This is a genomic window from uncultured Dokdonia sp., from assembly GCF_947492815.1.
GTDB lineage: Bacteria > Bacteroidota > Bacteroidia > Flavobacteriales > Flavobacteriaceae > Dokdonia.
The window spans coordinates 1-23,693 of the sequence record NZ_CANLOB010000026.1; the positions used below are offsets into that span (position 1 = coordinate 1).

Genomic DNA, 23,693 nt, shown 5'->3' on the forward strand with positions numbered 1-23,693 from the left:
CAATGATATCATTGTTCAGCTTTAATTAATAAATTTAATCCATTAATAATCTGTATCGATTAGTTAGGACTAGACATATTATACCGTATATACTAGAAGCACTGCATACCTGGAGGTGGTATACTAATTAAAGTTCCTTCATTACTTCCTGGTCCACAACCACAAGTTCCTTGTCCTTCAATTTTATTTAATTCTAAACTGCTAATCACTTCTTTACTAAGTGATAATTCTTTCAATGATTTTTTCATGATATTATATATTAGTTAATAAACGCCTACTCTAGAAAGGTTTTCGGCATCCCCTTATTGTAAATTTTAGTAACATTGTACTCCTGGAGGCGGACAGCTAAAAAGTGGTCCTTGTGTTGGCCCATTTCCATTATTTCCATTACAATTGCAGGAACCCCCTCCTTCAATTTTATTTAATTCGAAACCACTAATTACTTCTTTGTTTAGTGATAATTTTTTTAATGACTTTTTCATGATATATATTCGTTTATAATGAGCTTACTCTAGTGTAGGTTTTCAACATTTCCCTAAAATCAACAACATGATTAACCTTATTTGATTCATGATAAAAGTATGCTGTTAATCAATGTGTTACAACATTTAGCACCTCATATCAAACAAAATAAGGTGTTAAAAACCAACTATTTAGAGAATCGTTTATTTTAAATTTCTTTAAAAGCTATTATTTCTGGTATTATATAATCATTGTAAGTGTATATGAGCATAAAACCCCTTGTAGTAAATAAACATTGCGTCAAACTCACGAAACACTCGATGAATTCTTCCTCTTTAAACTTTTAATTTTATGAAAGAACAAGAATAAAAAAAGCTATCCTTTCAGATAGCTTTTATAATGTATTAGGCCCTTAAACTATATACATTACATTTAGTTCTTTATGCTAGTAGCATTGTGCTCCAGCTGGAGGACATGTATTTAAAGGACCGTCTGTAGGACAACAATGTGTTGCTCCTCCTCCATCTATTTTATTTAATTCAAGATTACTGATTACTTCTTTGTTGAGTGTTAATTCTTTTAATGACTTTTTCATGACTACTTTGATTTAATAAAGACCTACTCTATTTAAGGTTTTCGGTTTCCCCTTATGGTTAAAGTATTTTAAGGAACAAACTGCCTATAAGAGACCGTTTTTAAAAATATAGTTCCTCTCAACTAACTATACATTTATTAGTAGCATTGTGCTCCTGGAGGAGGGCAACTAAAATTTGGTCCTGTTGGACAGCAATGCGATCCTCCTCCTTCTATTTTATTTAAATCTAGATTACTAATAACCTCCTTACTTAATGTCAATTCTTTCAATGAATTCTTCATGAGTTAATTTTATATAATAAAGTACCTACTCTGTCTAAGGTTTTCGGCTTCCCCTTTATCGTAAGGTGTTTAAAGAATAAAAAGCTGCCTACAAGACAGCTTTCAAAGTATAATTCCTCTAAACTAACTATACTTTTCTTATAAACAGTGTGCTCCTGGAGGTGGGCAGCTATTTAAAGCTCCATATGTAGGACAACAAGCAGAGTGTCCTCCTTCAATTTTATTTAGTTCAAGATTACTGATAGTTTCTTTGTTGAGTGTTAATTCTTTTAATGACTTCTTCATGTTATTATGGTTTAATAAAGACCTACTCTATTTAAGGTTTTCGGTATTCCCTTTTTAAAATCAAATACAATCTGTTTTTGAATTGTAAATTAAAATACTTAATAGTCAATGATATACAAAAAAACACTGCCTTATATCAAACAAAATAGGGCAAAAAAAACGCCATCATTTCTGATGGCGTTTTGTAATGTATAATATATTCTATGGAATATCAACTGTAGGACCACAATACCAATCTGACCATCCATCTTCGTCTCCATAACAGTGACTCGTAGGTATGCAATCACCTCCATTAATATGGTTCATCTCGCTAGTTTGTATTCTGGCAATTGTAAGTTTTTGAAGGTTTATCCCCTTTTTTACCTGTTTCTTCATTTGAGTATATTTTTTGCAATAATTAATAATAATTAACGTACTTAAAATTTTAAAATATTCTTTTTAAGCACTCCTTAAATGTAATTGCAATCTCTATAGAAACATAATATACAACCCCTAAATTGTTTAAAATAGGGTTCTATAATTCAAAAAAAATATAACTAACATATTGATTCTAAATATTTTCTATCCTTTTTATATAATAAGATGGGTTAATTCCTGTTTTAGATTTAAAGTGCTTGGCAAATGAATAATCGCTTTTATATCCTAGTTCTGTAGCAATAGATTTAATAGAAAAAGAACGAAATTTTTTGTCACTTTTAATACGATTTACTGCATAATCTATTCGAAGATTATTAATATAATCATTATAACTAAGCCCCTTATGCGTATTTATAATTTTAGATAGATAGGTTGCATTTGTTTTTACTTTCTTAGCCATAGATCGTAAACTACAATCTGTACTTAAAAAGAACTCTTGTTCCTCCAGACGTTTAAGACCTTTAAGAACAGCTCTTACTTTTTCATCATCAATAACTACTTCTCGAGTTTTCTCCTTTGGTTTTAAAGATTCTTTAGAAGATTTTTCTAATTGGTTTACCTTTTTGAGTAATTTATCAAAAGACTGTTTGCTTGCACGTTGCTTCTTCTTATATATATATAAAATAAGGATGCAGATTCCAGAAACAGCAATAAGAAGGCATAAAAAATAAATAGCATTTCTTTTTTGAGCTGCAATCTCTTGTCCTAAAAGACCTGTATCTTTCTCATAAATTGTATTTACAACCTTATCCTTATCCTTCTGATACTTTTCATTTAATTTACTGTACCTACTATACCAATAAGAAGAACTTTTATGATCATCAAGACCTTCATAAGAAGTTGCCATTAACTTATAGGTTTTGATTAATTTAGAATGATTTTTATCCTCTTCTTCTTTCAAGTCTATAATTAACTGTAATTTCTCTATTGCATTTTTGTATTCTTTTTTTTCTACATAACAGCTTGCTAAAAAATAATTAATATTATTAATGTAGGTTTTATACTTTATGTTGCTTTCTTTAAGAATACGGTCAGCCGTTTTTAAATATTCTAATGATGCTGTATATTCTTTTTTATAAAAATAAACGGTTCCTTTTTTTGTATATAAATCTACGAGACCTAACTTATAATCTAATTGATTACTCATAGAGAGTCCTTGGTTTACATATTTTAAAACAGTGTCATATTGATGTAAATCTAAGCGAGTTTCTGATTGCTGTATTTCTAAATGAACGTCTGAAATTATAGTAAGTAAGTTTACATGGTCTTTTTTATCATAATAGGTTGTATTAGCTATACTAGCGAGCGCTTCATTACAAGCCTCTAAAGCTTTGTCTAACTGCCTCATTCTACGCCTAACAATAGCAATGTTTGGATTTATAATCACTACTTGATGATCAATATTACCCTGTTTCTTAGCAATTTCTAGTGCTTTGTAGTAAGCATCAAGGGCCTCTTGATTATGCCAAGCGATTAATTCTGAATTCCCAAGTAATGTATATAAATCAACAAGTTTTTCTTTATTCTTTATAAACTGTGCATACGTAATTGCTTCCTTAACATATGCCACAGACCTCTTATGATTTCCTTGTTTTGAAAGCGCTCGACTCAGCTCTTCATATAATACAACTCTATCATCATTACTCTCAAGCCTTCTTAAAAGTTCTTTTTCAAATATAGCCGACTCCTCCTGAGGCAATTCTAAAATATTAGATGTAAGTTGATCTGTTGTTTCTAGTCTTAGATCATTAGGTATGTTTTGTCGCTGAGCAAATGTTTGATAGTGTACACTAAAAAACAAAATAATAAGTACGGGAACACTTTTTAGATATACATTATATCGTGAGGGGAAATACATCATATTTTTAAGTCGGTTGAGGAACATAAAAATAAGAATTCATTTTAAGATATACCCTTGAAATATAGGGATTAACTTATTTTAGTTAAGGAATTATACGCTTTCGCGAAAGCAAAAAAAAACTTAGTATCGCGCCACAGATACTAAATTTCATATTTTACTCATAATAATAATGTATGTGATTCATCAGAGAATAAACAAGATAGACCACTAGTGATCTATCTTGTTTATCTAGCTATATTAAATTATGTGAGGAGTTTTTGTATAACAAGAGGTCCCATTCCATCCGCAAGTTGGGTTACTAAGACACTCGAATCTAATTTCGATACCACTACAGCTATCAAAGAAAACATCTCCAAAACCTCCATTAATTTGTTTCTTTTCTGTTTTACTTAGCTCTTTTCCTAAATTTGAAATTGATTTTAACATAATTGTTTGTTTTTTGTATTATTTCAATTCTTGATCATTTTAAGACATTCAAGTATATGTCTACTTTCTTCAAAAACAGAATTGTTAGAGTGTGTTTATTAAAACACACATTATTAAAATTATCTACACTGTACAGTACTATTTTTAATAATTATGTTATGATGAACAGTTCAAATATTAAAGATTATCACATAAAACCCAAGAGAAGACAATCGTGATTCTGAGAATTCAAAGTCGTAATTCTAAGAATTCGAAAAAGAAAAAGAAAATTTTAAAAAACTCTAAAACAGGTAATTAAAGAAGGAAGAATAGACAGGTTCTTATGGTCATGTTAAAGCGTTATTTCGTTTGAAATAAATTGACTTTTTTTCAAAAAACATGTGTTAATGACCTATTTATTAAGGTGTCGACGAAGTTATATTTACTTCTTAATTACGCTCTTTACTTTACTTACAGCAATTGCTCAAGAGGAAAATACACATCATATTCCCGATTCACTTTCAGGTAAGACCTATGATTATTTATATAATAAAGTACTAGAGAATCCAACAGATACTATTGCTTCTCTAACATATTTCAACACCTATTTAGCAAAAGCAATAGATGGAGGTAGTAATCTAGATAAATTAAATGGACACATTAATCTTTCATACTACACAAAAAATAAAGAAGCAAAACTTAATCTTATTAATAATGCATTACTTGACATTCAAGACATAAGTGATGAAGACCTTGTTTCTACATACATATATGCAGGTACCGCTTATCATGACTATTTTGATTATGAAACAGCCGTTACCTATTACCTTAAAGCATTAAAAATTGCTCAAGACTACAATAGCAAAAGAGTAGAGTCTGCTATACTAAACAACATTGCCAAAATAAAAGAAGACGTAGGCAAACACAAAGAAGCGTTACCGCTCTATAAAAAATGCTATGCCTATGAAATGTCAAAAAGAGATACGATTGCAATTATAGGAACCACAATAAATATTGCGGAGTCTATGCGTCATAATAAAATGCACGATTCTGCTTCCTATTATTATCATGCTATCATTGATAGGGCTTATAAGGAGTCTCCTTCTTATGGAAATTTGGCAACCATTAATGAGGGCATTAATCTCTTTTACAAAAAAAAATATGTAGAAGCAGAAAAGTTATTATTAAAAGGGTATTCTCAAATGGACTTTTCTGTAGGAAGTCAAAAGCATCATATACTAGCCATTTTATATTTAGGGAAAATACAACTTGCCTTATATAACGATGAAGAAAAAGCAAAAGCAAACTTTATTAAAGTAGATTCATTAGCATCAGAAACAGAAGTAATCATACCAAATACTATAGAAGCATACGAATACCTTATTAGATATTATGAGAAAAAAGAAGATCTAAAAAAACAGCTTGACGCAGTTATTAAATTATCTAAACTTAGAGCGACAATCTCTTCTCGAAAAATAAATACTGTTGATATGCTTTACTCTGAATTTGATACGCCACAACTTTTGAAAAACAAAGAAGCATTAATTCAACAACTAAAACAAAAAGAAACAACTAATAGTATCCAGATAGTCTATTTGATCATTTTTATTTTATTTCTTATCATCTTATTTATTTTACAATACAATAAGCATAAAAAGTATAGAAATCAATTTAATAGTATCATTTCAGAGTTAGACAATCAAGACACCAAAAGCAATTCTAATCATGATGCCTCTGATACTTCAAATCTCCTTCTAGAAGGCATTAATGAAATCACTATTACTACCATTTTACAGAAACTAGATCAATTTGAAAAGCAAAAAGGATTCTTGCAAAAGGATATCACACTAGCTATTCTTGCAAAAAAATGTGGTACTAACACAAAGTATTTACCTAAAATTATTCATGTTTACAAAGACAAATCTTTTGTAAATTATATTAACTATCTCAGAATTGATTACATCCTAAAGGAATTAAGGGAAAATACTACACTACAGAAGTATACCATTAAAACAATAAGTGAAGAAGCTGGATTTAATACCGCAGAATCCTTTTCAAGAGCCTTTAAAAACAAGACAGGGATTAGACCTTCGTATTACATTAGAAATCTAAAAAAAGAACTATCTAATGACTCGTAATTCTTAGAATTTAGACTAAAACTTGACGCAAATTAACCTCGTATAACTATATATAGAGTAGATTTCAATTCAATTAATAAACAATATAGTACTTATGAGAAAAATTAAAAAAAACCTTCTTTTGAATAAATTAATCATATCAAAACTAACAAATACTGACTCTGTATTTGGAGGGAGTGTTGGGTGTAACACATTAAAATCAGAAGTCAGAAATGACCCTAGATGTAAATTAACTAAAGAAATATGCTAATAATTAACTGATTTTAAACTTTTTATTTTTCAAGAAATAAGATGAGTTTAAACAAACTTAATTAAAATCCTATTCAAATTATGATACGTTTGTAATAAACAGATGACGTTAACAACTTATAATAACTACAAACACCTTCCGAGCTATACAACGGAAGGTGTTTTTATTTTAGAGCACACTTTGTGAGGGTATTTTATATGCTTTCGCGAAAGCATAATAAACAATTCAAAATAAAAAAGTCTACAATAAATAATGCTTTTCAGAACAAGTCAACAAAGTAGTATTCAAATACTTCATTTTACTAATAAAATTTTAGGGTTTTCACCTTATCTTTTTTGACAAAAGTATAGAGGTATTATACCTTGTAGTGAGTGATGCTATTTAAGCAGATAATGTGTCATTAATAATATATATAGACCCTGAATAAAGTAAAGTTATTATTCAAGGTCTACTTTATAATGATTATTAAAATTTAAAAAACAACTACTTAACAACAGTTCCTTTTAAATATAAGATTTGAAATCCTTTTTCACTATTATCAGAAACAACAATAGATTTTTCAACTAATCCTATATCATCTTTAGATGCTATATAGCCTACCTCAACTTGAGCATACTCATTTTTAATTACAGGATTTTCAGTAAATATTGCAGAAGTACATCCACAACTCACACCTACTTTATCAATTAAATAGTAATTATTAGACACATTTTTAATTTTAAATGTATGTGTAAGCGTGTCATCATACTTTATCTCGCCGAAGTTATATTCTTTTCCAATTACTTCAATAGCTGCCAAATCAGATTTTCCTTTTTGATTACATCCTACAAAAAACAAAAATATAATTGGTAGTATATATAAGCTTTTCATTTATTTAGAATTTAAAAGAAGTTACATCTACCATTACATTCAAAAAATCCTAAAAACCCACAAGAAGCTATTGTTTCTTTACATCCCCCTTTAACACAATCTACTGTATTAAATGAACAACTAATAGACGAAGATTCATTACAATTACATTCCTTTTCTCCTATAGGAGCATCTTCAATTTTATATTGTTGATTCATATTAACATCTATAGATGAGAAATTAGAGAATATGGAAAGGATTTGATCATTAGTAAATATTTGTTCTGACCTTTTTATGAAATCTGGAACATATACGTATTTAAAATAATCCGAATATTCATTTGTATCTTCACCAAAGAGATCTACGTTATTATTTATTTTATGTAATAATTCATTTAAAAGATTACTTTGTTCATCATCTAAAATTAATTTATCACTTATTAATACTTGATTAATTTTTTTATTCCAAAGTAGTAATTTTTGATTTTTATCTAGAAGACTATACGCTAGTTTTTGATCTCCATTTGCAGGCATTTCTAGAATCTGTTCTACTTTAAAATCACTATCTACTGTAGTAAGACTAGATTCTTCTATAGCTTCTTCACTACAACTAGAGATGAGTATCATAATACTTAAAACAACTAGAAATTTCATTCTTGATATATATTTCATAATAATTTTGAATTTTTAGAGAAGTACATATTAGAACTTCTCTTATTAAATGTTATAATAATTGACAATACTATTTTTATCAAGTGGCCTTTTAGTCTATTCATATTCCACTCCCTTTATTTAAGGAGGATGGTTAATCCCAAAAAAAATCTTTTAACCTGCTTAAAATTAAAATTATACAAGTCAAAAGTTGTTGTTTTTAAAAGAGAAAACAAGAAAGAATAATCGATATTCACGGAATTTCGAATCGATATTCACGGAAGTTTAAGACCAAAAAAATTATTAGAAAATAGATGCTATCAAAGCTTTGTATGAATCAGTCTAATTTTAGTAGAATTTATAATGATAATTAATTACTTTACTTTAATTTGCTCAAAAAACAATGCTAAACATTCTATTTACGTGATTTATTAAAGACACGTATATTATATACTCCCTTTTTAAAGTTACATAATAATGCCTAGATATATATTAAATCTTTTTTTTACAATTTTTCTGGTAATTTACTTTTCACCAAACGTTATTGGACAAGAAAAAGAATTTATTATTCCTGATTCATTACAAAATAAATCATATAAATATTTATTACTTCAAGCTCGAAAAAATTACAAGGACACTATATTATCTGTAAAGTATTTAAATACATTTCTAAAAAAAGCTACTTTAAAAAATGATACTATAAGAAAAATTATTTCTTTAAATTATCTATCGGCATATGAAACAGATAATAATAAAAAACTTGATTTAATTGAACGAATAGCCTCAGAAAGCAAACATTTGAACAATAAAAATCTTCTTCCCGTATTTGTTAATATGGGTGGTGTTTATTACGATAATTATTTAAATGAGATTGCACTTAGTCATTACATCAAGGCATTACGTATTTCTGAAAAACATAATATCCCTCATTATGAATATATTATTCTTAACAACATAGCAAAAGTAAAAGAAAGAATTGGAGCACATAAAGAAGCGCTAGCTATATATAAACGATGTTTTGTTTATGAGAGTAATAGAAAAATAAAAGATACCATTGGAAATATAGTTAGCATTATTAATCTAGCTGAGTCATTTAGAAATAATAAGAAATATGATTCAGCCTCTTATTATTATCATAACATTATAGATTTAGCAAAAAGAAAATCTCTATTTCATGAAAATATTTTAACTGTAAATGAAGGTATTAATCTTTATTATAAAAAACAGTATCTCAAATCTGAGAAACTTTTATCAAAAGGTGAATTTATTATAAATTCACCTCAAAGAGAATCTACAGATTATATCCAATATTATTTACTATCACAATTATACCTAGGAAAAATCCAACTTAGTCAATACGGTGATGAGGAAAATGCAAAAAAATATTTTAAAAATATAATATTTCATGTGACCGAATCAAATATTTTATTACCATCAATAAAAGAAGCTTTTGAATTTCAAATTACGTATTATAAAAAAAGAAAAGATTATAAAAACCAGCTTGATATAACTAATAAATTATTACAATTTAACGCCACTATATCTTCAAAAAAATTAAGCACAGTAACTAAATTACACTCTGAATTTGACACCCCTGAGTTATTAAAAAATAAAGAAGTACTAATTAAAAAACTAAAAAAGAAAACAAGTTTTTTAAGTGCACAAGCTTATTATTTAGTTATTCTTATTTCTATTTTGCTCTTCCTTTTTATTATTCAATATAACAAGCGAAAAAAACAAAAAAAGGATTTTGAAACTATCATTTTAAAATTAAACACCTCTCAAACAAAAATCAACACTTCCGCTAATGTAACCATTAGAAAGAAATTAGATATTGATGAGAACATCATAAGTTCGGTATTAGAAAAATTAATATTGTTTGAAAAAGAAAAGGAGTTTTTACACTCAGATATTAACATCACTTCGTTAGCAAAAAAATGTAATACCAATACAAAGTATTTATCTAAAATTATTAATAAACATAAAAGTAAGTCTTTTAGTAATTACATCAATGATCTTAAAATCGATTACATTTTGAATGAATTGAATGACAATAGCATACTAAGACGGTATACTATTAAAAGTATTAGTGAAGAAGCAGGTTTTAATACTTCAGAATCTTTTGCTAGTGCTTTCAAAAAGAAAACAGGAATAAAACCATCATACTTCATTAGAAACCTAGAGAAACAGGCTACTAATTAGTCGAAATTTCGGGAATCTCGACTAATTGAGACATTTTTCTAATATTCATAACAAACATAAAAGATAGATTTGCTTACAGTAAAAATAAATCTTATGAAAAAACAAATTAAAAAATTAGACTTAAACAAATTAGTAATTTCAAAATTAAATAATTTGGGATATATACAAGGAGGAGAAACTACAAATGTTTGTGTTACAGCAAAAACGAATAATCCAGAAGATCCGATCTGTATTACAACATCATTAACCTGTCCTGAAACTCTTTATTACACCTGTGGCCCTACATGCGAAAATAATGGTGGTGGCGACCCTATTTCGGGTATGGGTTGCTAAATTATATTTCTAGTTAACAACTTATAATAACTACAAGCACCTTCCGTTGTATAGCTCGGAAGGTGTTTTTATTTTAGAGCACTTTTTGTGAAGGTATTTTATATGCTTTCGCGAAAGCGTATACTAGAAAAACAAATAAACCGAACCTGTTTTACAGGGATAAAAAGTTACCCGTCTTCACGGGCAATTCATATGAAGCAATATCACGACCTCATACGCCATGTGCTTGAAAACGGAAATGAAAAAGGAGATCGCACAGGAACAGGAACCAAGAGCGTTTTTGGATATCAAATGCGTTTTGATCTCTCTGAAGGCTTTCCCATGGTCACCACAAAAAAGCTCCATCTAAAGTCTATCATTTATGAACTCCTATGGTTTTTGAATGGTGATACCAATGTAAAATACCTTCAAGAAAATGGGGTGCGTATCTGGAATGAATGGGCTGATGAAAATGGCGATTTAGGTCCCGTATATGGTCACCAATGGCGTAGTTGGAATGGAGAAGAAATCGATCAAATCGCAGAGATTATAGAAACACTTAAAACCAATCCAAATAGCAGACGTATGCTTGTAAGTGCATGGAATCCTGGTGTACTTCCAGATACTTCAAAATCATTTTCTGAAAATGTAGCCAATGGAAAAGCAGCGCTTCCTCCTTGTCATGCATTTTTTCAATTTTATGTTGCAAATGGAAAATTAAGCTGCCAACTCTACCAACGCTCTGCCGATATTTTCTTAGGTGTTCCTTTTAATATCGCTAGTTACGCCTTACTTACCATGATGATGGCACAAGTTTGTGGGTATGAAGCAGGAGACTTTATACACACTTTTGGTGATGCGCATATTTACAGTAATCACTTCGAGCAAGTAGAGCTACAATTGTCCCGAGAATTACGTACTTTACCCACTTTAAAAATAAATCCTGAGGTAAAAGACATTTTTGGCTTCAAATTTGATGACTTTACTTTAGAAAACTACGATCCGCACCCTCATATTAAAGGAGCGGTCGCAGTTTAAACTACAATATAAACTAAAAGCAAATCAAAAAAATGAAGAAATTAGCCCTAGTTCTTTTCGTATTAGTAAGCACTGTGTCTTTTGCACAAGAAGGTGTCTCTATGAAACGTACCACCACACTTACCATTAGTGAAGTACCACCTACATGGCCGGGATGTGATGGTTCTATTAACCAAAAGAACAATTGTTTTAGACAAAAATTGGCAAATCACGTAGTACGTGGTTTTAAATTTCCTGCAGGACATAAAAAAGGTACTCGTGTTGTAGTTGATATGATTATCAATACAAAAGGACGCCCAGAAATCAAAGGAATGGAAGGTGGATCTAAGGAGTTACAAGCAGAGATCAAGCGCAAAATCATGTCTATGCCTGATGTAAAACCTGGACATTCCGGAGGAACTCCAGAAGTACGTAAATACAAGCTTCCGTTTACGTTCTAAAAATGAGATGCTTTATTATTGCATTATGCTTTCTAACGTCTACAAGCATATTAGTTGCACAAGAAGACGTAGAAATTATTGAAATAACAGAAGAGACAACACCAAAGGATATCCCTTTTGCTGTCGTTGAAAAAGTACCTGTATATCCAGGATGTTTTGGAGACGATAATAAAAAACTTAAGGAATGTCTTTCTTATAACATCTCTGCTATTGTGAGTTCAAACTTTGATATAAAAAAAGTATCAAAGGGTCTTGAACCTGGTAAACATTATCTTTATGTTGTTTTTAAAATAAATAAAGAAGGCTATGTGACAAATGTAAAAGTCCGAGCCCCAAAAGAAAAATCAGAAAAAGATTTCGAAAAAGAAGTCATCAGAGTAATGAAAAAAATTCCTCAAATGAAACCTGGACAACAAAAAGGAAAAGATGTAAGCGTCTTATATTCCTTACCTATTTCATTTGAAACAAAATAACAACTAGAAAAGAATAATTACCCTAGAAAACACTTTAACGATGTCTTAACGTGTGTTCGCTTTCGCGAAAGCGTATAAAATTAGTAACTTTGAGAGTGACCTATAGATGGTCACTCTTTTGCTATGATAACAACTCAAACCCTCCTCGACTTTTTTAAAGAAACTAGAGCGCATACAGAAACCATCTGTACCCCTTTACAAACTGAAGATTACGTCGTACAACCTATTGTAGATGTATCTCCTCCTAAATGGCATTTAGGACACACCACATGGTTTTTTGAAGAATTTATATTAAAACACCACAAGCCAGGATACACCATCTTTAGTGATGACTTTGCTTTTGTATTTAACAGCTACTATGAAAGTGTTGGTAAACGTGTAGTACGCACAGATCGTGGTAATTTATCAAGACCTACGGTTGCCCAAGTATATGCATATCGCAACTATGTCACCGAAGCATTAATAGAACTACTTGAAGAAAATACCAATGATGAGATCGTAAAACTGTTGACCATTGGAATTCACCATGAAAAACAACATCAAGAGTTATTACTTACAGATATCAAATACATTTTAGGCAACAATCCTTTAATGCCTGTATATGATGGCCATTTTTCTGAAAACAGTATAGAATCACAATCCCAAGAGTGGATTTCTATAACCGAAGGTATTTATGAAATTGGACATCAAGGCACTGATTTCTGCTATGATAATGAACTAGGAAGGCATAAAGTATATCTTCATGACTTTGAGATTTCTAACAAGCTAGTTACTAATGGCGAGTATCTAAAGTTTATAAATGCAGGAGGCTATAAACAGACCTTATTATGGCATGCAGAAGGTTGGGATTGGGTACAAACACAAAAAATTATAGCCCCATTATATTGGCATCTTATCGATAATAAATGGCATCAATACACCTTTAAAGGACTTCAAAAAATAAATATGGAAGCTCCTTTAGCACATATCTCCTATTATGAAGCATTTGCCTATGCACAATGGAAAGAAATGCGTCTTCCAACTGAGTTTGAATGGGAAGTTGCCCAATCACAATTCAATTGGGGACAACGCTGGGAATGGACAGAAAGTGCCTACCTGCCGTATCCCAGATATGCAAAAGAGCCAGGCGCTTTAGGAGAATATAATGGTAAGTTTATGGTAAATCAAAAAGTATTACGAGGAGGTTCTGTTGCTACACCAACTCACCATACACGACCCACTTATCGCAATTTCTTTCAGACGGGATTACGCTGGCAATTTACAGGCCTCCGTCTTGCTAAATAATTGAAAGATCACATCAGCTATTACGACCAACGAATCATATGACTACAAAAACAATCACATATACTTCTACCTTTGAAGAAGACGTTGTTAAAGGACTTACTTCTTTCCCAAAATCATTATCATCAAAATACTTTTATGATAAAAAAGGGGATAAGCTTTTTCAAGATATCATGGCAATGCCTACGTATTATCTCACCAATAGTGAGTTTGAAATTATCTCTTCTCAAAAAGAAGCCATAAGTGCATCTTTTCAGGCAGAAAACGGATTTGATCTTATTGAACTAGGTGCAGGAGATGGAAAAAAAACTAAAGTCTTATTACAGTATTTAACCGAACAAAATATTGATTTTTCATACTTACCTATAGACATAAGTCAAAATGTATTAGACGGCTTAAAAGAAAGCGTTGAAAAAGAAATTCCAGGAATAGATATCCAACCGCAACAAGGTACTTATTTTGAAGTCTTAGATGATCTAGCATCCTACAATACACGCAAAAAAGTGATTATGGTCTTAGGATCTAATATTGGGAATTTACTACACCCAAAAGCTATTGAGTTTTTAGAAAATATCCAAGAAGGTATGAATCCTAATGATTTAGTGTTTATGGGGTTTGATCAAAAGAAAAATCCGCAAACTATACTAGATGCTTATAATGATAAAGAAGGAATCACTGCTGCATTCAATAAAAATGTACTCCATAGAATTAATAAAGAATTAGGGGCTAATTTTGATGTAGATGAGTTTTTACATTGGGAAGTATATGACCCAGAAACAGGTACTGCAAAGAGTTACTTAGTAAGTAAAAAAGAGCAAGAAGTACGTATTAATAAATTGGAACTCAATGTAAGTTTCAAAGCTTGGGAAACCATACATACCGAAATTAGCCAGAAATATGATGATGCTGTGGTAAGTTGGCTTGCAGATGAAGCAGGATTACAAATTGCAAATCAATTTACAGATAGTAAAGGGTTTTACAAAAACTATCTATTTAAAAAGAAATAGTATTTTGTCTTAACGCTATGCCCTTCCTTTTAGTCCTGAACCTGCAGGCAGTCAGGTCTCGCGAGCTCGATTTCGCGAAAGCAAAAAAATAAATTTAAATTAATAATTGCGAAACGCAGATAAGATTTCTGCCTCCGCAGAAATATAAATTACTATGAAAGCCATTTGGAACGATACTATTATCGCAGAAAGCAACAATACTATTGTTATAGAAGGAAATCATTATTTCCCACACGACAGTATCAAAAAAGAATTTTATACCTCAAGTGACACCCATTCTGTATGTCCATGGAAAGGACAAGCACATTATTACACCTTAGATGTAAACGGGAAACAAAATGCAGACGCTGCTTGGTTCTATCCAGAAGTAAGTGAACTGGCTACCAGTATCAAAAACCATGTTGCCTTTTGGAAAGGAGTTCAAGTGGTAGAATAGTCTATTACAATCCATTCTTTTTTAGCAAAAAGTAACTTACTTGTAATACAAGTAATAACCCCATAGCTAGTACTTGCATAAGCACTACTTGAAATAGATCATGATGAAAAAACACAATTAGCACAATTTGTAAACCTCCCATAAGTGCTGCAATAAGAACAGGGATATAATGATCTAATGATAAAAAGTAATACGCAAAAATATTAGACACCGCAAAAAAGGAAGTGGCAAGTGCATACCACCCTAATAAAGGAGCTATAGAGATGTAAGCTTCTCCGAATAATAGCTGAACTGAAAATACAGGAAATAAGAATGTAAATGCTACGATCGCGCATGCTAATACAATGATATATCCTGTGTATTTAAGAAGTACTGGTTTTGTGTCTTCTCCTTTTTTCTTTTTATCTACAACGGTAGGCAACAATAACATCACAAACATCCATGTTACAAAATATACCACGCGACCTATTAATGCTAATGAGGCGTACAATCCCGCTTCTTGAGCAGGAAAATAATGCTTCACTAATAAGATGTCGCTATTATTACAGATAATCTGAGTAAGCTCATAACAGCCAGTAAGTATAAAAAAGTTGAGAATAGATTTCTTGTCTTTGGCAGACAGTTGAATTGTAGGATACGCGTTACCTTGTTTCTTTTTAAGCGGAAAAATACCTGCAAGAAATGACACCCCAATCCCTATCGCTACTGCTATAGATGAACTTATCTGAAACATACTAATTAACAAAAAGGTAAGGGCTAATCGTGTAAACATTTCTAACTGATACGTAATAGAAAGATTGATAAAATCTTTACTTCCTTGAAGCTCTCCTCTACGCACACTCATGATAAAATACACTGGAATAGCAATTCCGAAAATCACAAACATACTATGCGATTCTGTTTGGAATATGGTTTGTAAATCCTTGGCAAACCAGACAACTCCAGTACCTAGCACTAATGCAAAAGACACTGCATAGGTATAACACATTTTTATAAAACGAGAAAGAACTGCCGATTCAAAAATGACCGTAAACTTTGCTACTGCAAGTTGAAAAGTCATCGCAATAAAAGACAACACTAATAATAGTGTAATCAGTATGGCAGCATCAGAAAATGCTTTAGGACCTAACACTCGCCCTAATACTAAATTATATAGATAATTTCCGCCGTTTACTAAAAACACACTGATCATAAAGAATTGCTCTGGTGTAATTTGGCGTTTAAGTTGTTTGGTAAGGGCTAACATAAGGTTGATTTTAGTGGTGCGTTTGTGTTTTAAGAAGCAAGTTTGCTATACTGTAATTGTCTTCGATTGGTCAATACTTTTTTAAGACGCTGTATCATATAAACAACCTTATGATCTGCATCTTCTAGTTCATCTAAATTGATCATTACAGTACCGCCTTCTTGAAGCTTTTCAAGGATATAACACTTGAGCTTTTTTAATTGACTTTCTTCGCAAATACCTTTTAAATAATGCACGGTATTTTTTTCTTTAATAGTGAGTTTCATGGTGATGTTATTTTGGGGTTACTTATTTATTGATATAAGTAATACACTGGTTTTTCTTGACGTTTATATACCACTTGTAATGTATTAAGTTGGTTATTTTGACCGCTATTTTTGTGTACTACTTTAAGACACGTTTGATTTTTTATTACTGTAAATTCCATAGTCTGTGTGTTAAAGTTGATGCAAATATGGAATATCAACGTCAACTGCCGAGCTGTTTTTCGGCGAGTGGTCATTCTCTGTAGTTCAATGGTAAGAATCTTACTTTTTAGATAGAACTAGGATACTGGGTACGCTTTCGCGAAAGCGTATATACAACATATACAATACTATAGAAAACAATGTCTTACAACGTATACTTTAGAGGCCAACATAAACAACAAGTAGCTGACCAATTGACGTTTACAGCTAGCGTCTGACCGCCAAATACCATTTACCTTCGACGAAACGTACGTATCTGTAGATTGTATCAGAGTAACTCAAACGTACCTTGCTATTGTAAAACAATCACCATGAAATTAGTACTTACAATAGTGTTATTATGTATAGGAATATACGGTCACTCACAAGAGATGAAAACAGGTTTCACCTATTTAGAAACGGGTCAATATCAAAAAGCCGAACATTTTTTTGAAGCAGTATTACAAGAATATCCTTCTAACAAGACAGCCCGTTTATGTTATGGACGTGCAATAGGATTACACGGCAAAACACAAGAAGCAAAAGCATGGTTTACTTCGTTAAAATCAGACTACCCTACAGATTTTGAAGTAGCTTTAAATTATGCAGAAGCCTTACTTTGGAATAATGACTATCAAGAAGCTGCTACATTTTATAAAGCATTACTTACAGAAGAGCCTGACAGCTTTTCTGCATTATTAGGATATGCCAATACGCTTTCAAATTTAAAAACCTATGACAAAGCATTGATCTATGTAAACAAAGCTTTAGAGGTACAACCTGGCAATGCTAATGCTATGAATTCTCGTAAGTATATCCGTTTAGGAAAAGCTTCTGCACATATGCAAGAAGAGGCTTTTGGTTTAGCTATCACTCTTTTAAATGAAAACATGGTAGATTTTCCAACAGATAAAGATTCTCAAAGCTTGTTAGCAAATATCTATCTTTTACAAAAAGAATATGAGAAAGCAACTACGGTATATACAGCCATGACAGACTCGGTGGCATCTTATATTGGGCGTTCACTTGTTGCTCATACTAATCATAAAGAAAAAGAAGCGTTATCCTTAGCAAAAAATGCAGTTACAATAGCGGTTAAAACTACAGATAGCACAAAAATAGTAATCGCTAAAGAGCGATATATACAAGCCTTATTATGGAATGGCAACTATGCAGAAGCAAGAATAGCTATCACACAATTATCAGAAACATTTCCAGAAAACACAAAAACAGCTAGCTTACTGGCTACTTATGGAATGTATACTGGAAACTTTAAAAAGAGCATTGTTACCTATGAAAAGATGCTTGCTAAAGATTCGACATCTTTTGATGGAAATCTTGGTATTGCAAATGCGTATAGAGCACAAGGAAATCTTACCAAAGCTTACATGTATGCACAAAAGACATTACAATTTTATCCAAATCAAAAAGATGCAAAAGGATTGATCAAAACTATTGAAAACACCCTTTCTCCAGTAGTACATACAAATACATCATATACGGTAGATAATGGAAATAATGAAGCGTATGCTATAATGGCCCGTGTAACTATTCCTTTTTCTGAGCGATTTAAAACATTTGCTCAATATGGATATAGAACTACAGAAAATACGGTAAGCCAGCAAATGGCATACAATACGACACTGGGTCTGGGTGCACATTATCGTTTACGCAATAATACTTGGGTAGAAAGCACTTTAGGTTTTGTAAAAGCCAATGCTCCTTCTAATGAGTATACTGATGTAAATGGTTCCTTATTTATAACGTCAAGACCATTACCCTTACAGTATCTAAAAGTTGGATACAGCAGAGAGTTACAAAACTTTAATGCCTCTCTTATTGATGAGAAAATCTTTATGAATAACTATACGCTGAATTACAATATGGGGACCAACTTTAATTTAGGCTGGTACACAGGATATACCTACACTTCGCAAACCGATGGAAATACTCGTAATTTATTATTTACTTCGCTGTATTATACATTCACAAAACGTCCTGCACTTAAAGGAGGTATTAATTACCAATTCTTAAGTTTTAAAAACCAAGTGCCTACTTTATATTTTAGCCCTTCAAAATACCAGGCGTTAGAAGCATTTTTAGACCTTCAGGGGAAAAAGAACAACTGGACGTATAGTGCCAATGTTGCAGGCGGATATCAGTTTATAGAAAACAATAGCGCCACCAGTCTTTTTAGAGCTGAAGCGAAATTGACCTATGATCTCACTGGACGTTTTCAAGTAGGTGGCTACGGAAAATACAGTACTATCGCCTCAGAAACTGCTGCAGGTTTTGAATTTACTGAAATAGGCATCAAATTAAGATGGCAGCTTACAAAGAAGCCTTTGTTTAGCATTAAGAAATAAATTTTTCTCCTTTTAAATAAGAGTATTTTAAAAAGAGGTTCCTATTCGTTTGTGAATAGGAGCCTCTTTTAGTTTTTGTGTATAAACTCTTTTTAAGGATCTTAACGATAGAAAAAGTAACTTTATATACTAATTAGAAATTATAGAATGAGTGAATTTAACACTGTAATATCTGAAAGATCAGATTTTGAGCTTTACGAGATTATTTATTATAAAGAAGGCAGTTACAAACCGGAAGCATTAGATGCTGCCAAAAAAGAATTTAATACGAGGGCTATTAGTGCAGATACAATAGCTCAATTCGAACAAAGAATTCAAAAAACTAATGAACTAAAATTAGAAAAAGAAAAGGAAAAAACTGAACTCAAAAACAAAGCAATCAGTTATGGTAAATTCCTAATTCCTACAGAAAAAGATACGCTTCCAAAAACCATACTTTCCCTTTGTATTTTTTTGAGTGTATCCTATCTATATTACTTATTTAATAACATTAGATCAATCTTACACTTCTTTATAGATATTGCAAATTGGGATCTAGGCCATATAGAATATTTATTACCCTATATACTGTTTCCAATAGGCATTTATGGATTATGGAAAAGTAAAAAATATGGATGGTATTTAATCGTTGGACTCCAAACGCACTTTGCATTTTCAACTATTTATTCTGGAATAATTTCATACAAATATTCAATGGGGAATACTGGTGGACTTTCTACAATACTAGACACTTTAATTCCAAGACCTACTATCTTAAGTATCGTTTTACGCTTTGTAGTTTTATTTGGAATCGTATACTTTTTAAATCAACCTAAAACCTTAAAAGTTTTTAACATTAAAAGAAGTACTGGAATTATTTTTGTTGCTGTTATTTTTATTATAACAAGTATATTATGGTGGAGTCTTGATTAAAGTATATTCAAAACTATAACTATCAATTTCTTACTGCTTTTAAAGTTTTTATACTGAGTATGCATTCAATAAATTAGACACGTTTAATAACGTAGTTTACCTAACACAAAAATATAGTAGTAGTCATCATGAAGAGAGTTATTTTATTTTTAATAGTTACTGTTTGTTTTTGTTCATGCAAATCACATAATGATGCCAATAATCAATCTAACAAAACAGCCTCTAAAAATGAAATGACCAAATCTAATGATACTATCATACATCTACCAGACACAAAAGAAGTGCTTGTTCTAAGAACTGATTTTTCTAATGACAAGCAATGGGACAAAATTTGTGGTTTAATCACTCAATCTGGTAAGGAACTTGGTTTCAAACCAAATGTTGAGTTTTTAAGTGATACTAAATTTGAAGGGTTGAAAAAGAAACGGTTATTACATAAAAATAAAAGTTATGCTCACCTATATATTTTTATGATTGATAGTACTACTGTAAACCACAATGAACATCCCATTTTATGCATTGACTTGTATGATCACCCAGGAGAAAGTTTTAGAGTAATCCCTTCTCAAATGTGGAGCGTCGAAAACAATCTTTCGCTTTTTAATATGGATTTTGAAGAATTCTTAAACGCAGCAGATACTGATGGAGTATTTAGAGGATTTAAATAAATAAATCATTTTGAATTAAATGAACAAAAAAGTCCCCACGGGCCCTACCCCACGGAGACTTTTTCTCACCATAAAATCAATTAAAAACTAATCACTATTCACTATTTAATCATAAATCGTCCAGTATAAGTACGTTGTTGATCGTCTGTAATTCTATAGACATACATCCCCGTAACCAGTTGTGGTGCACTATACGAGATAGCTTGGTTACTTGAATGGGGCTGTATATCCTTTTGATCTACCACTCTCCCCAACATATCATATACTTCTATTTTTATGTTGCTCGCCATTTGTGGTAATTGTATTGTTGTACTACTTGTAAAAGGGTTTGGATAATTCCTTAAGGTTGTACTTTCTGTTTCAAAGGCATCTACTGCCAATACAGATTCATTTGAAAAGCGAAGTTGCTGAAGATCCATTTCTTTCGTTTCTAAAGAACCGCTTTCTGAAATCATTGTAAATACGATGGTCACTACATCATTTAAAGATGCATTATCTAGGGGTACTACAAACTCTTGAAAATCATCTGTTAATGCTATGGTTTGTCTGTATTGATCTTCCCACGTATCTATACTCTGTCTTACAAATGTGATTTCTAAATTTCCTGTTCCTCTTGCTTCTAATGCAAAACTGCTATATTCAGATACATCTACTGCTTGGAATCGAGGCGTTAGAGCTCTATAAGCAGCAACATAGGTATTGGTACTTGCTTCTAGATGTACATTTCTTTCTACCGGAAACTGATCTGTTTCAAACACTTCTGTATTTGGGCTCACGATATACTCTTGTACTGTTGTTCCTTCTTGACTATCATCTATTCCCCATGGTCCATCAGACATAAATAAGTCATCTGGTGTAGCGATCCCATCACCGATTCTAAATCCAATATCAAATAAGTTTCCAGTTTCTATTGTAACATTTGTAATATAATCGCCTTGTAGATCTATTACATCTGTCATGGTCGTAACTTCACTAGTTTCTGTAGTACGAATACCAGCATCAAAGGTGATTTCTTCCGTTTGATTGGTATTAATAATTTCTAAATCTAATGCTCCATTTACATAAGCTCCTTTTCTCACAAATACCGTAGGTGGTGTTGAGTTATTATATTCAGTAATAGGCTTCTCTACATTAAGCAGATTTAATACTTCTTCTCCTAATAGATATAGATCATCTATAGAGTTTGACCATATTTGAAAATTGTAATACGTTATATTTTCTTCATACTGATCGAGATTCCAATGACTCTCTACGGCAAATTCAGATTCATTTGATATTACTTTCGCCGAAAGGCTTAATACAAATTCTACCGTACCATCAGGGTTTTTGATCAATGATTTTATAAATGTTTGTTCATTAATATCTATGGTTGATACAGAAATCAACTCTCTACCTAATAAACGATCACAGATATATTTTGTATGCTCATATACCCCATTTTCTGTTTTTAAGGCTAGGATTGATGCTACTGGTGTCTCTTGTTTTATATAATCTACAGCGTATACTTCTGTTGCATTTGTAATCGCTATAAGATCTTCTGGAGTAGATGCTACAACATACTCTTCATTAATAGTTTCTAGCGGAATAAAATCCTGTAATACAATAGATGCATCTGCATTTCTTTGTCCGTAAGCAGTTGTTTTTTCTACTCTTGGAGCCATTTCTTTACTAAATTCATATCCAATTTTAGCTCTGTTATAATTACGCTTATTAATTGCATCAGAAAGTCTATTATTACTCTCCAATCCTCCATTATTGGCACTAGATGTTGGTGGTACTATCACTTCACATTCACCATATCCAGAACACGAAGGATCTTCACAGTCTGTGAGACCATCACCATCATCATCTATTCCATTATCACATATTTCTTGTAGTACAGGAGCCGTACAACAACGAGCGCCATCATTACTCGAACTTGAAGGCCCAAAAGCAAATAAGTTTGAATCCATTGCATTGGTTCCATCTAAATTTTGCACGCTATGAATTACATAGATCGCTCCTGTCTGATTTGCAGACACATAAAAACGTCCTGAAGCATCAAAATAAACAGCTCCATAGGTATAATTCAGTCCAGATAGAATAGGCACTTCGCCCAGTGATTGTACTACACCATTAGAAGGGTCTATACGATATAAAATATTTGTATTCTTTTCTACAGCATATAAATTTCCATCTACTGCATTAAATGCCCAATCGTGAATACTAATTCCCTGCGACAATGTTTCTGTAGCTATGTACCCTCCATAATTAGCAGATTCTGGATGTACATCTATTTTGTAATAGGTGGTGCCGCCAGACTTGAGATAATACACACCGTCTAAACTAATATCACCAATATATCTATTACTCGTTGGCAATTCAGGCACATAAAAAGTAGTCGTTGTAAAATTCTTTCCAATACGTACGATAGTTTTTGAAGGTGAACTTAATGAACCCCATATAAAACCATCTGTGCTATTATGAGCAGCGGCATTAATATTTCCTTCTGTAATGTTTTCTGCAGCTAGGTATGAATTTCCCGATGCGAGATCAATTGCATATACATCATTGTATTGAAACAAGTAAGCGTTATAATCACAATTAAAAGGAACGTCTTGTGCTTGTATTGCAAAAGTTGCAAGTGCAAATGTTGTAAGTAATAATCTCTTCATGGCTCGGGTCTTTTTGTTT

General features: G+C 31.5%; 26 protein-coding genes. 12 read left to right on the forward strand and 14 right to left on the reverse strand.

All coding sequences use genetic code 11. The features are described 5' to 3' along the window. Window positions 1-92: 92 nt before the first annotated feature. The 8 genes from Q1A01_RS18900 to Q1A01_RS18935 form a co-directional block, all read right to left on the reverse strand. Window positions 93-248, reverse strand: a complete 156-nt coding sequence (locus Q1A01_RS18900; RefSeq protein WP_299683952.1) for a hypothetical protein — start codon at window positions 246-248, stop codon at window positions 93-95. Between the two features lie 66 nt (window positions 249-314). Beyond that, window positions 315-482 (reverse strand): hypothetical protein, encoded by a 168-nt coding sequence (locus Q1A01_RS18905; protein ID WP_299683954.1) that lies wholly within the window; start codon window positions 480-482, stop codon window positions 315-317. Window positions 483-907: 425 nt separating this feature from the next. Then, a complete protein-coding gene (locus Q1A01_RS18910; protein WP_299683956.1) occupies window positions 908-1,057 on the reverse strand; it encodes a hypothetical protein in 150 nt (49 codons plus the stop codon). 137 nt (window positions 1,058-1,194) lie between these two features. Further along, window positions 1,195-1,338 carry a hypothetical protein gene (locus Q1A01_RS18915; RefSeq protein ID WP_299683958.1) on the reverse strand — a complete coding sequence of 48 codons (144 nt, stop codon included), beginning with the start codon at window positions 1,336-1,338 and terminating at the stop codon, window positions 1,195-1,197. A gap of 138 nt (window positions 1,339-1,476) precedes the next feature. After that, complete coding sequence (locus Q1A01_RS18920) at window positions 1,477-1,623, reverse strand: hypothetical protein (protein ID WP_299683960.1); 147 nt, start codon at window positions 1,621-1,623, stop codon at window positions 1,477-1,479. A gap of 201 nt (window positions 1,624-1,824) precedes the next feature. Further along, a complete protein-coding gene (locus tag Q1A01_RS18925; protein WP_299683962.1) occupies window positions 1,825-1,998 on the reverse strand; it encodes a class I lanthipeptide in 174 nt (57 codons plus the stop codon). A 175-nt stretch (window positions 1,999-2,173) separates the two neighbouring features. Then, window positions 2,174-3,901: a helix-turn-helix domain-containing protein gene (locus Q1A01_RS18930; RefSeq protein WP_299683964.1), complete on the reverse strand. Its 1,728-nt coding sequence runs from the start codon at window positions 3,899-3,901 to the stop codon at window positions 2,174-2,176. 237 nt (window positions 3,902-4,138) lie between these two features. Further along, window positions 4,139-4,327: a hypothetical protein gene (locus tag Q1A01_RS18935; protein WP_299683966.1), complete on the reverse strand. Its 189-nt coding sequence runs from the start codon at window positions 4,325-4,327 to the stop codon at window positions 4,139-4,141. A 386-nt stretch (window positions 4,328-4,713) separates the two neighbouring features. Between Q1A01_RS18935 and Q1A01_RS18940 the strand changes: the two genes are divergently transcribed. Further along, a complete protein-coding gene (locus tag Q1A01_RS18940; protein WP_299683968.1) occupies window positions 4,714-6,444 on the forward strand; it encodes a helix-turn-helix domain-containing protein in 1,731 nt (576 codons plus the stop codon). Between the two features lie 733 nt (window positions 6,445-7,177). On the opposite strand, the gene Q1A01_RS18945 is transcribed toward Q1A01_RS18940, so the two are convergent. Both Q1A01_RS18945 and Q1A01_RS18950 read right to left on the reverse strand, forming a co-directional pair. After that, the gene (locus tag Q1A01_RS18945; RefSeq protein ID WP_299683970.1) at window positions 7,178-7,564 is read right to left on the reverse strand and encodes a DUF1573 domain-containing protein; all 387 of its coding nucleotides are present in this window, start codon (window positions 7,562-7,564) and stop codon (window positions 7,178-7,180) included. Between the two features lie 11 nt (window positions 7,565-7,575). After that, the gene (locus Q1A01_RS18950; RefSeq protein ID WP_299683972.1) at window positions 7,576-8,196 is read right to left on the reverse strand and encodes a bacteriocin fulvocin C-related protein; all 621 of its coding nucleotides are present in this window, start codon (window positions 8,194-8,196) and stop codon (window positions 7,576-7,578) included. 474 nt (window positions 8,197-8,670) lie between these two features. Here Q1A01_RS18950 and Q1A01_RS18955 point away from each other — a divergent pair, with 474 nt between their 5' ends. From Q1A01_RS18955 to Q1A01_RS18990, 8 genes are all read left to right on the forward strand, one after another. After that, window positions 8,671-10,395 carry a helix-turn-helix domain-containing protein gene (locus Q1A01_RS18955; RefSeq protein ID WP_299683974.1) on the forward strand — a complete coding sequence of 575 codons (1,725 nt, stop codon included), beginning with the start codon at window positions 8,671-8,673 and terminating at the stop codon, window positions 10,393-10,395. Window positions 10,396-10,488: 93 nt separating this feature from the next. Then, window positions 10,489-10,728, forward strand: a complete 240-nt coding sequence (locus tag Q1A01_RS18960) for a hypothetical protein (protein ID WP_299683976.1) — start codon at window positions 10,489-10,491, stop codon at window positions 10,726-10,728. Window positions 10,729-10,920: 192 nt separating this feature from the next. Continuing rightward, on the forward strand, window positions 10,921-11,745 hold the full coding sequence (locus Q1A01_RS18965; RefSeq protein ID WP_299684113.1) for a thymidylate synthase: 825 nt from the start codon (window positions 10,921-10,923) through the stop codon (window positions 11,743-11,745). Between the two features lie 32 nt (window positions 11,746-11,777). Further along, window positions 11,778-12,185 (forward strand): energy transducer TonB, encoded by a 408-nt coding sequence (locus tag Q1A01_RS18970; RefSeq protein WP_299683978.1) that lies wholly within the window; start codon window positions 11,778-11,780, stop codon window positions 12,183-12,185. Window positions 12,186-12,187: 2 nt separating this feature from the next. Further along, window positions 12,188-12,658, forward strand: coding sequence for an energy transducer TonB (locus Q1A01_RS18975; protein WP_299683980.1), 471 nt, complete (start codon window positions 12,188-12,190; stop codon window positions 12,656-12,658). Window positions 12,659-12,781: 123 nt separating this feature from the next. Then, window positions 12,782-13,942 carry an ergothioneine biosynthesis protein EgtB gene (gene egtB, locus Q1A01_RS18980; protein ID WP_299683982.1) on the forward strand — a complete coding sequence of 387 codons (1,161 nt, stop codon included), beginning with the start codon at window positions 12,782-12,784 and terminating at the stop codon, window positions 13,940-13,942. Between the two features lie 38 nt (window positions 13,943-13,980). After that, window positions 13,981-14,946, forward strand: a complete 966-nt coding sequence (locus Q1A01_RS18985; protein WP_299683984.1) for an L-histidine N(alpha)-methyltransferase — start codon at window positions 13,981-13,983, stop codon at window positions 14,944-14,946. A gap of 154 nt (window positions 14,947-15,100) precedes the next feature. Next, the gene (locus tag Q1A01_RS18990) at window positions 15,101-15,382 is read left to right on the forward strand and encodes a DUF427 domain-containing protein (protein WP_299683986.1); all 282 of its coding nucleotides are present in this window, start codon (window positions 15,101-15,103) and stop codon (window positions 15,380-15,382) included. A gap of 4 nt (window positions 15,383-15,386) precedes the next feature. Here Q1A01_RS18990 and Q1A01_RS18995 read toward each other — a convergent pair whose 3' ends face one another. The 3 genes from Q1A01_RS18995 to Q1A01_RS19005 are packed head-to-tail and all read right to left on the reverse strand — an operon-like array spanning window position 15,387 to window position 17,055. Then, window positions 15,387-16,628: a sugar isomerase gene (locus Q1A01_RS18995; RefSeq protein ID WP_299683989.1), complete on the reverse strand. Its 1,242-nt coding sequence runs from the start codon at window positions 16,626-16,628 to the stop codon at window positions 15,387-15,389. Window positions 16,629-16,657: 29 nt separating this feature from the next. Further along, on the reverse strand, window positions 16,658-16,894 hold the full coding sequence (locus Q1A01_RS19000) for a hypothetical protein (RefSeq protein WP_299683991.1): 237 nt from the start codon (window positions 16,892-16,894) through the stop codon (window positions 16,658-16,660). Between the two features lie 26 nt (window positions 16,895-16,920). Then, window positions 16,921-17,055, reverse strand: a complete 135-nt coding sequence (locus tag Q1A01_RS19005) for a hypothetical protein (protein ID WP_299683993.1) — start codon at window positions 17,053-17,055, stop codon at window positions 16,921-16,923. Between the two features lie 351 nt (window positions 17,056-17,406). Between Q1A01_RS19005 and Q1A01_RS19010 the strand changes: the two genes are divergently transcribed. From Q1A01_RS19010 to Q1A01_RS19020, 3 genes are all read left to right on the forward strand, one after another. After that, complete coding sequence (locus Q1A01_RS19010) at window positions 17,407-19,440, forward strand: tetratricopeptide repeat protein (RefSeq protein ID WP_299683995.1); 2,034 nt, start codon at window positions 17,407-17,409, stop codon at window positions 19,438-19,440. A 147-nt stretch (window positions 19,441-19,587) separates the two neighbouring features. Beyond that, window positions 19,588-20,352 carry a hypothetical protein gene (locus Q1A01_RS19015; RefSeq protein WP_299683997.1) on the forward strand — a complete coding sequence of 255 codons (765 nt, stop codon included), beginning with the start codon at window positions 19,588-19,590 and terminating at the stop codon, window positions 20,350-20,352. A 128-nt stretch (window positions 20,353-20,480) separates the two neighbouring features. Next, on the forward strand, window positions 20,481-21,020 hold the full coding sequence (locus Q1A01_RS19020; RefSeq protein ID WP_299683999.1) for a hypothetical protein: 540 nt from the start codon (window positions 20,481-20,483) through the stop codon (window positions 21,018-21,020). A 101-nt stretch (window positions 21,021-21,121) separates the two neighbouring features. Here the strand turns inward: Q1A01_RS19020 and Q1A01_RS19025 are convergent, their stop codons facing one another. Then, the gene (locus Q1A01_RS19025; RefSeq protein WP_299684001.1) at window positions 21,122-23,674 is read right to left on the reverse strand and encodes a T9SS type A sorting domain-containing protein; all 2,553 of its coding nucleotides are present in this window, start codon (window positions 23,672-23,674) and stop codon (window positions 21,122-21,124) included. Window positions 23,675-23,693: the final 19 nt, after the last annotated feature.

What these genes read in the sequence shown, in the direction of transcription:
- Q1A01_RS18900 (WP_299683952.1), bottom strand. Translation starts at nt 248, where the DNA reads ATGAAAAAATCATTGAAAGAATTATCACTTAGTAAAGAAGTGATTAGC.
- Q1A01_RS18905 (WP_299683954.1), bottom strand. Translation starts at nt 482, where the DNA reads ATGAAAAAGTCATTAAAAAAATTATCACTAAACAAAGAAGTAATTAGT.
- Q1A01_RS18910 (WP_299683956.1), bottom strand. Translation starts at nt 1,057, where the DNA reads ATGAAAAAGTCATTAAAAGAATTAACACTCAACAAAGAAGTAATCAGT.
- Q1A01_RS18915 (WP_299683958.1), bottom strand. Translation starts at nt 1,338, where the DNA reads ATGAAGAATTCATTGAAAGAATTGACATTAAGTAAGGAGGTTATTAGT.
- Q1A01_RS18920 (WP_299683960.1), bottom strand. Translation starts at nt 1,623, where the DNA reads ATGAAGAAGTCATTAAAAGAATTAACACTCAACAAAGAAACTATCAGT.
- Q1A01_RS18925 (WP_299683962.1), bottom strand. Translation starts at nt 1,998, where the DNA reads ATGAAGAAACAGGTAAAAAAGGGGATAAACCTTCAAAAACTTACAATT.
- Q1A01_RS18930 (WP_299683964.1), bottom strand. Translation starts at nt 3,901, where the DNA reads ATGATGTATTTCCCCTCACGATATAATGTATATCTAAAAAGTGTTCCC.
- Q1A01_RS18935 (WP_299683966.1), bottom strand. Translation starts at nt 4,327, where the DNA reads ATGTTAAAATCAATTTCAAATTTAGGAAAAGAGCTAAGTAAAACAGAA.
- Q1A01_RS18940 (WP_299683968.1), top strand. Translation starts at nt 4,714, where the DNA reads ATGACCTATTTATTAAGGTGTCGACGAAGTTATATTTACTTCTTAATT.
- Q1A01_RS18945 (WP_299683970.1), bottom strand. Translation starts at nt 7,564, where the DNA reads ATGAAAAGCTTATATATACTACCAATTATATTTTTGTTTTTTGTAGGA.
- Q1A01_RS18950 (WP_299683972.1), bottom strand. Translation starts at nt 8,196, where the DNA reads ATGAAATTTCTAGTTGTTTTAAGTATTATGATACTCATCTCTAGTTGT.
- Q1A01_RS18955 (WP_299683974.1), top strand. Translation starts at nt 8,671, where the DNA reads ATGCCTAGATATATATTAAATCTTTTTTTTACAATTTTTCTGGTAATT.
- Q1A01_RS18960 (WP_299683976.1), top strand. Translation starts at nt 10,489, where the DNA reads ATGAAAAAACAAATTAAAAAATTAGACTTAAACAAATTAGTAATTTCA.
- Q1A01_RS18965 (WP_299684113.1), top strand. Translation starts at nt 10,921, where the DNA reads ATGAAGCAATATCACGACCTCATACGCCATGTGCTTGAAAACGGAAAT.
- Q1A01_RS18970 (WP_299683978.1), top strand. Translation starts at nt 11,778, where the DNA reads ATGAAGAAATTAGCCCTAGTTCTTTTCGTATTAGTAAGCACTGTGTCT.
- Q1A01_RS18975 (WP_299683980.1), top strand. Translation starts at nt 12,188, where the DNA reads ATGAGATGCTTTATTATTGCATTATGCTTTCTAACGTCTACAAGCATA.
- egtB (WP_299683982.1), top strand. Translation starts at nt 12,782, where the DNA reads ATGATAACAACTCAAACCCTCCTCGACTTTTTTAAAGAAACTAGAGCG.
- Q1A01_RS18985 (WP_299683984.1), top strand. Translation starts at nt 13,981, where the DNA reads ATGACTACAAAAACAATCACATATACTTCTACCTTTGAAGAAGACGTT.
- Q1A01_RS18990 (WP_299683986.1), top strand. Translation starts at nt 15,101, where the DNA reads ATGAAAGCCATTTGGAACGATACTATTATCGCAGAAAGCAACAATACT.
- Q1A01_RS18995 (WP_299683989.1), bottom strand. Translation starts at nt 16,628, where the DNA reads ATGTTAGCCCTTACCAAACAACTTAAACGCCAAATTACACCAGAGCAA.
- Q1A01_RS19000 (WP_299683991.1), bottom strand. Translation starts at nt 16,894, where the DNA reads ATGAAACTCACTATTAAAGAAAAAAATACCGTGCATTATTTAAAAGGT.
- Q1A01_RS19005 (WP_299683993.1), bottom strand. Translation starts at nt 17,055, where the DNA reads ATGGAATTTACAGTAATAAAAAATCAAACGTGTCTTAAAGTAGTACAC.
- Q1A01_RS19010 (WP_299683995.1), top strand. Translation starts at nt 17,407, where the DNA reads ATGAAATTAGTACTTACAATAGTGTTATTATGTATAGGAATATACGGT.
- Q1A01_RS19015 (WP_299683997.1), top strand. Translation starts at nt 19,588, where the DNA reads ATGAGTGAATTTAACACTGTAATATCTGAAAGATCAGATTTTGAGCTT.
- Q1A01_RS19020 (WP_299683999.1), top strand. Translation starts at nt 20,481, where the DNA reads ATGAAGAGAGTTATTTTATTTTTAATAGTTACTGTTTGTTTTTGTTCA.
- Q1A01_RS19025 (WP_299684001.1), bottom strand. Translation starts at nt 23,674, where the DNA reads ATGAAGAGATTATTACTTACAACATTTGCACTTGCAACTTTTGCAATA.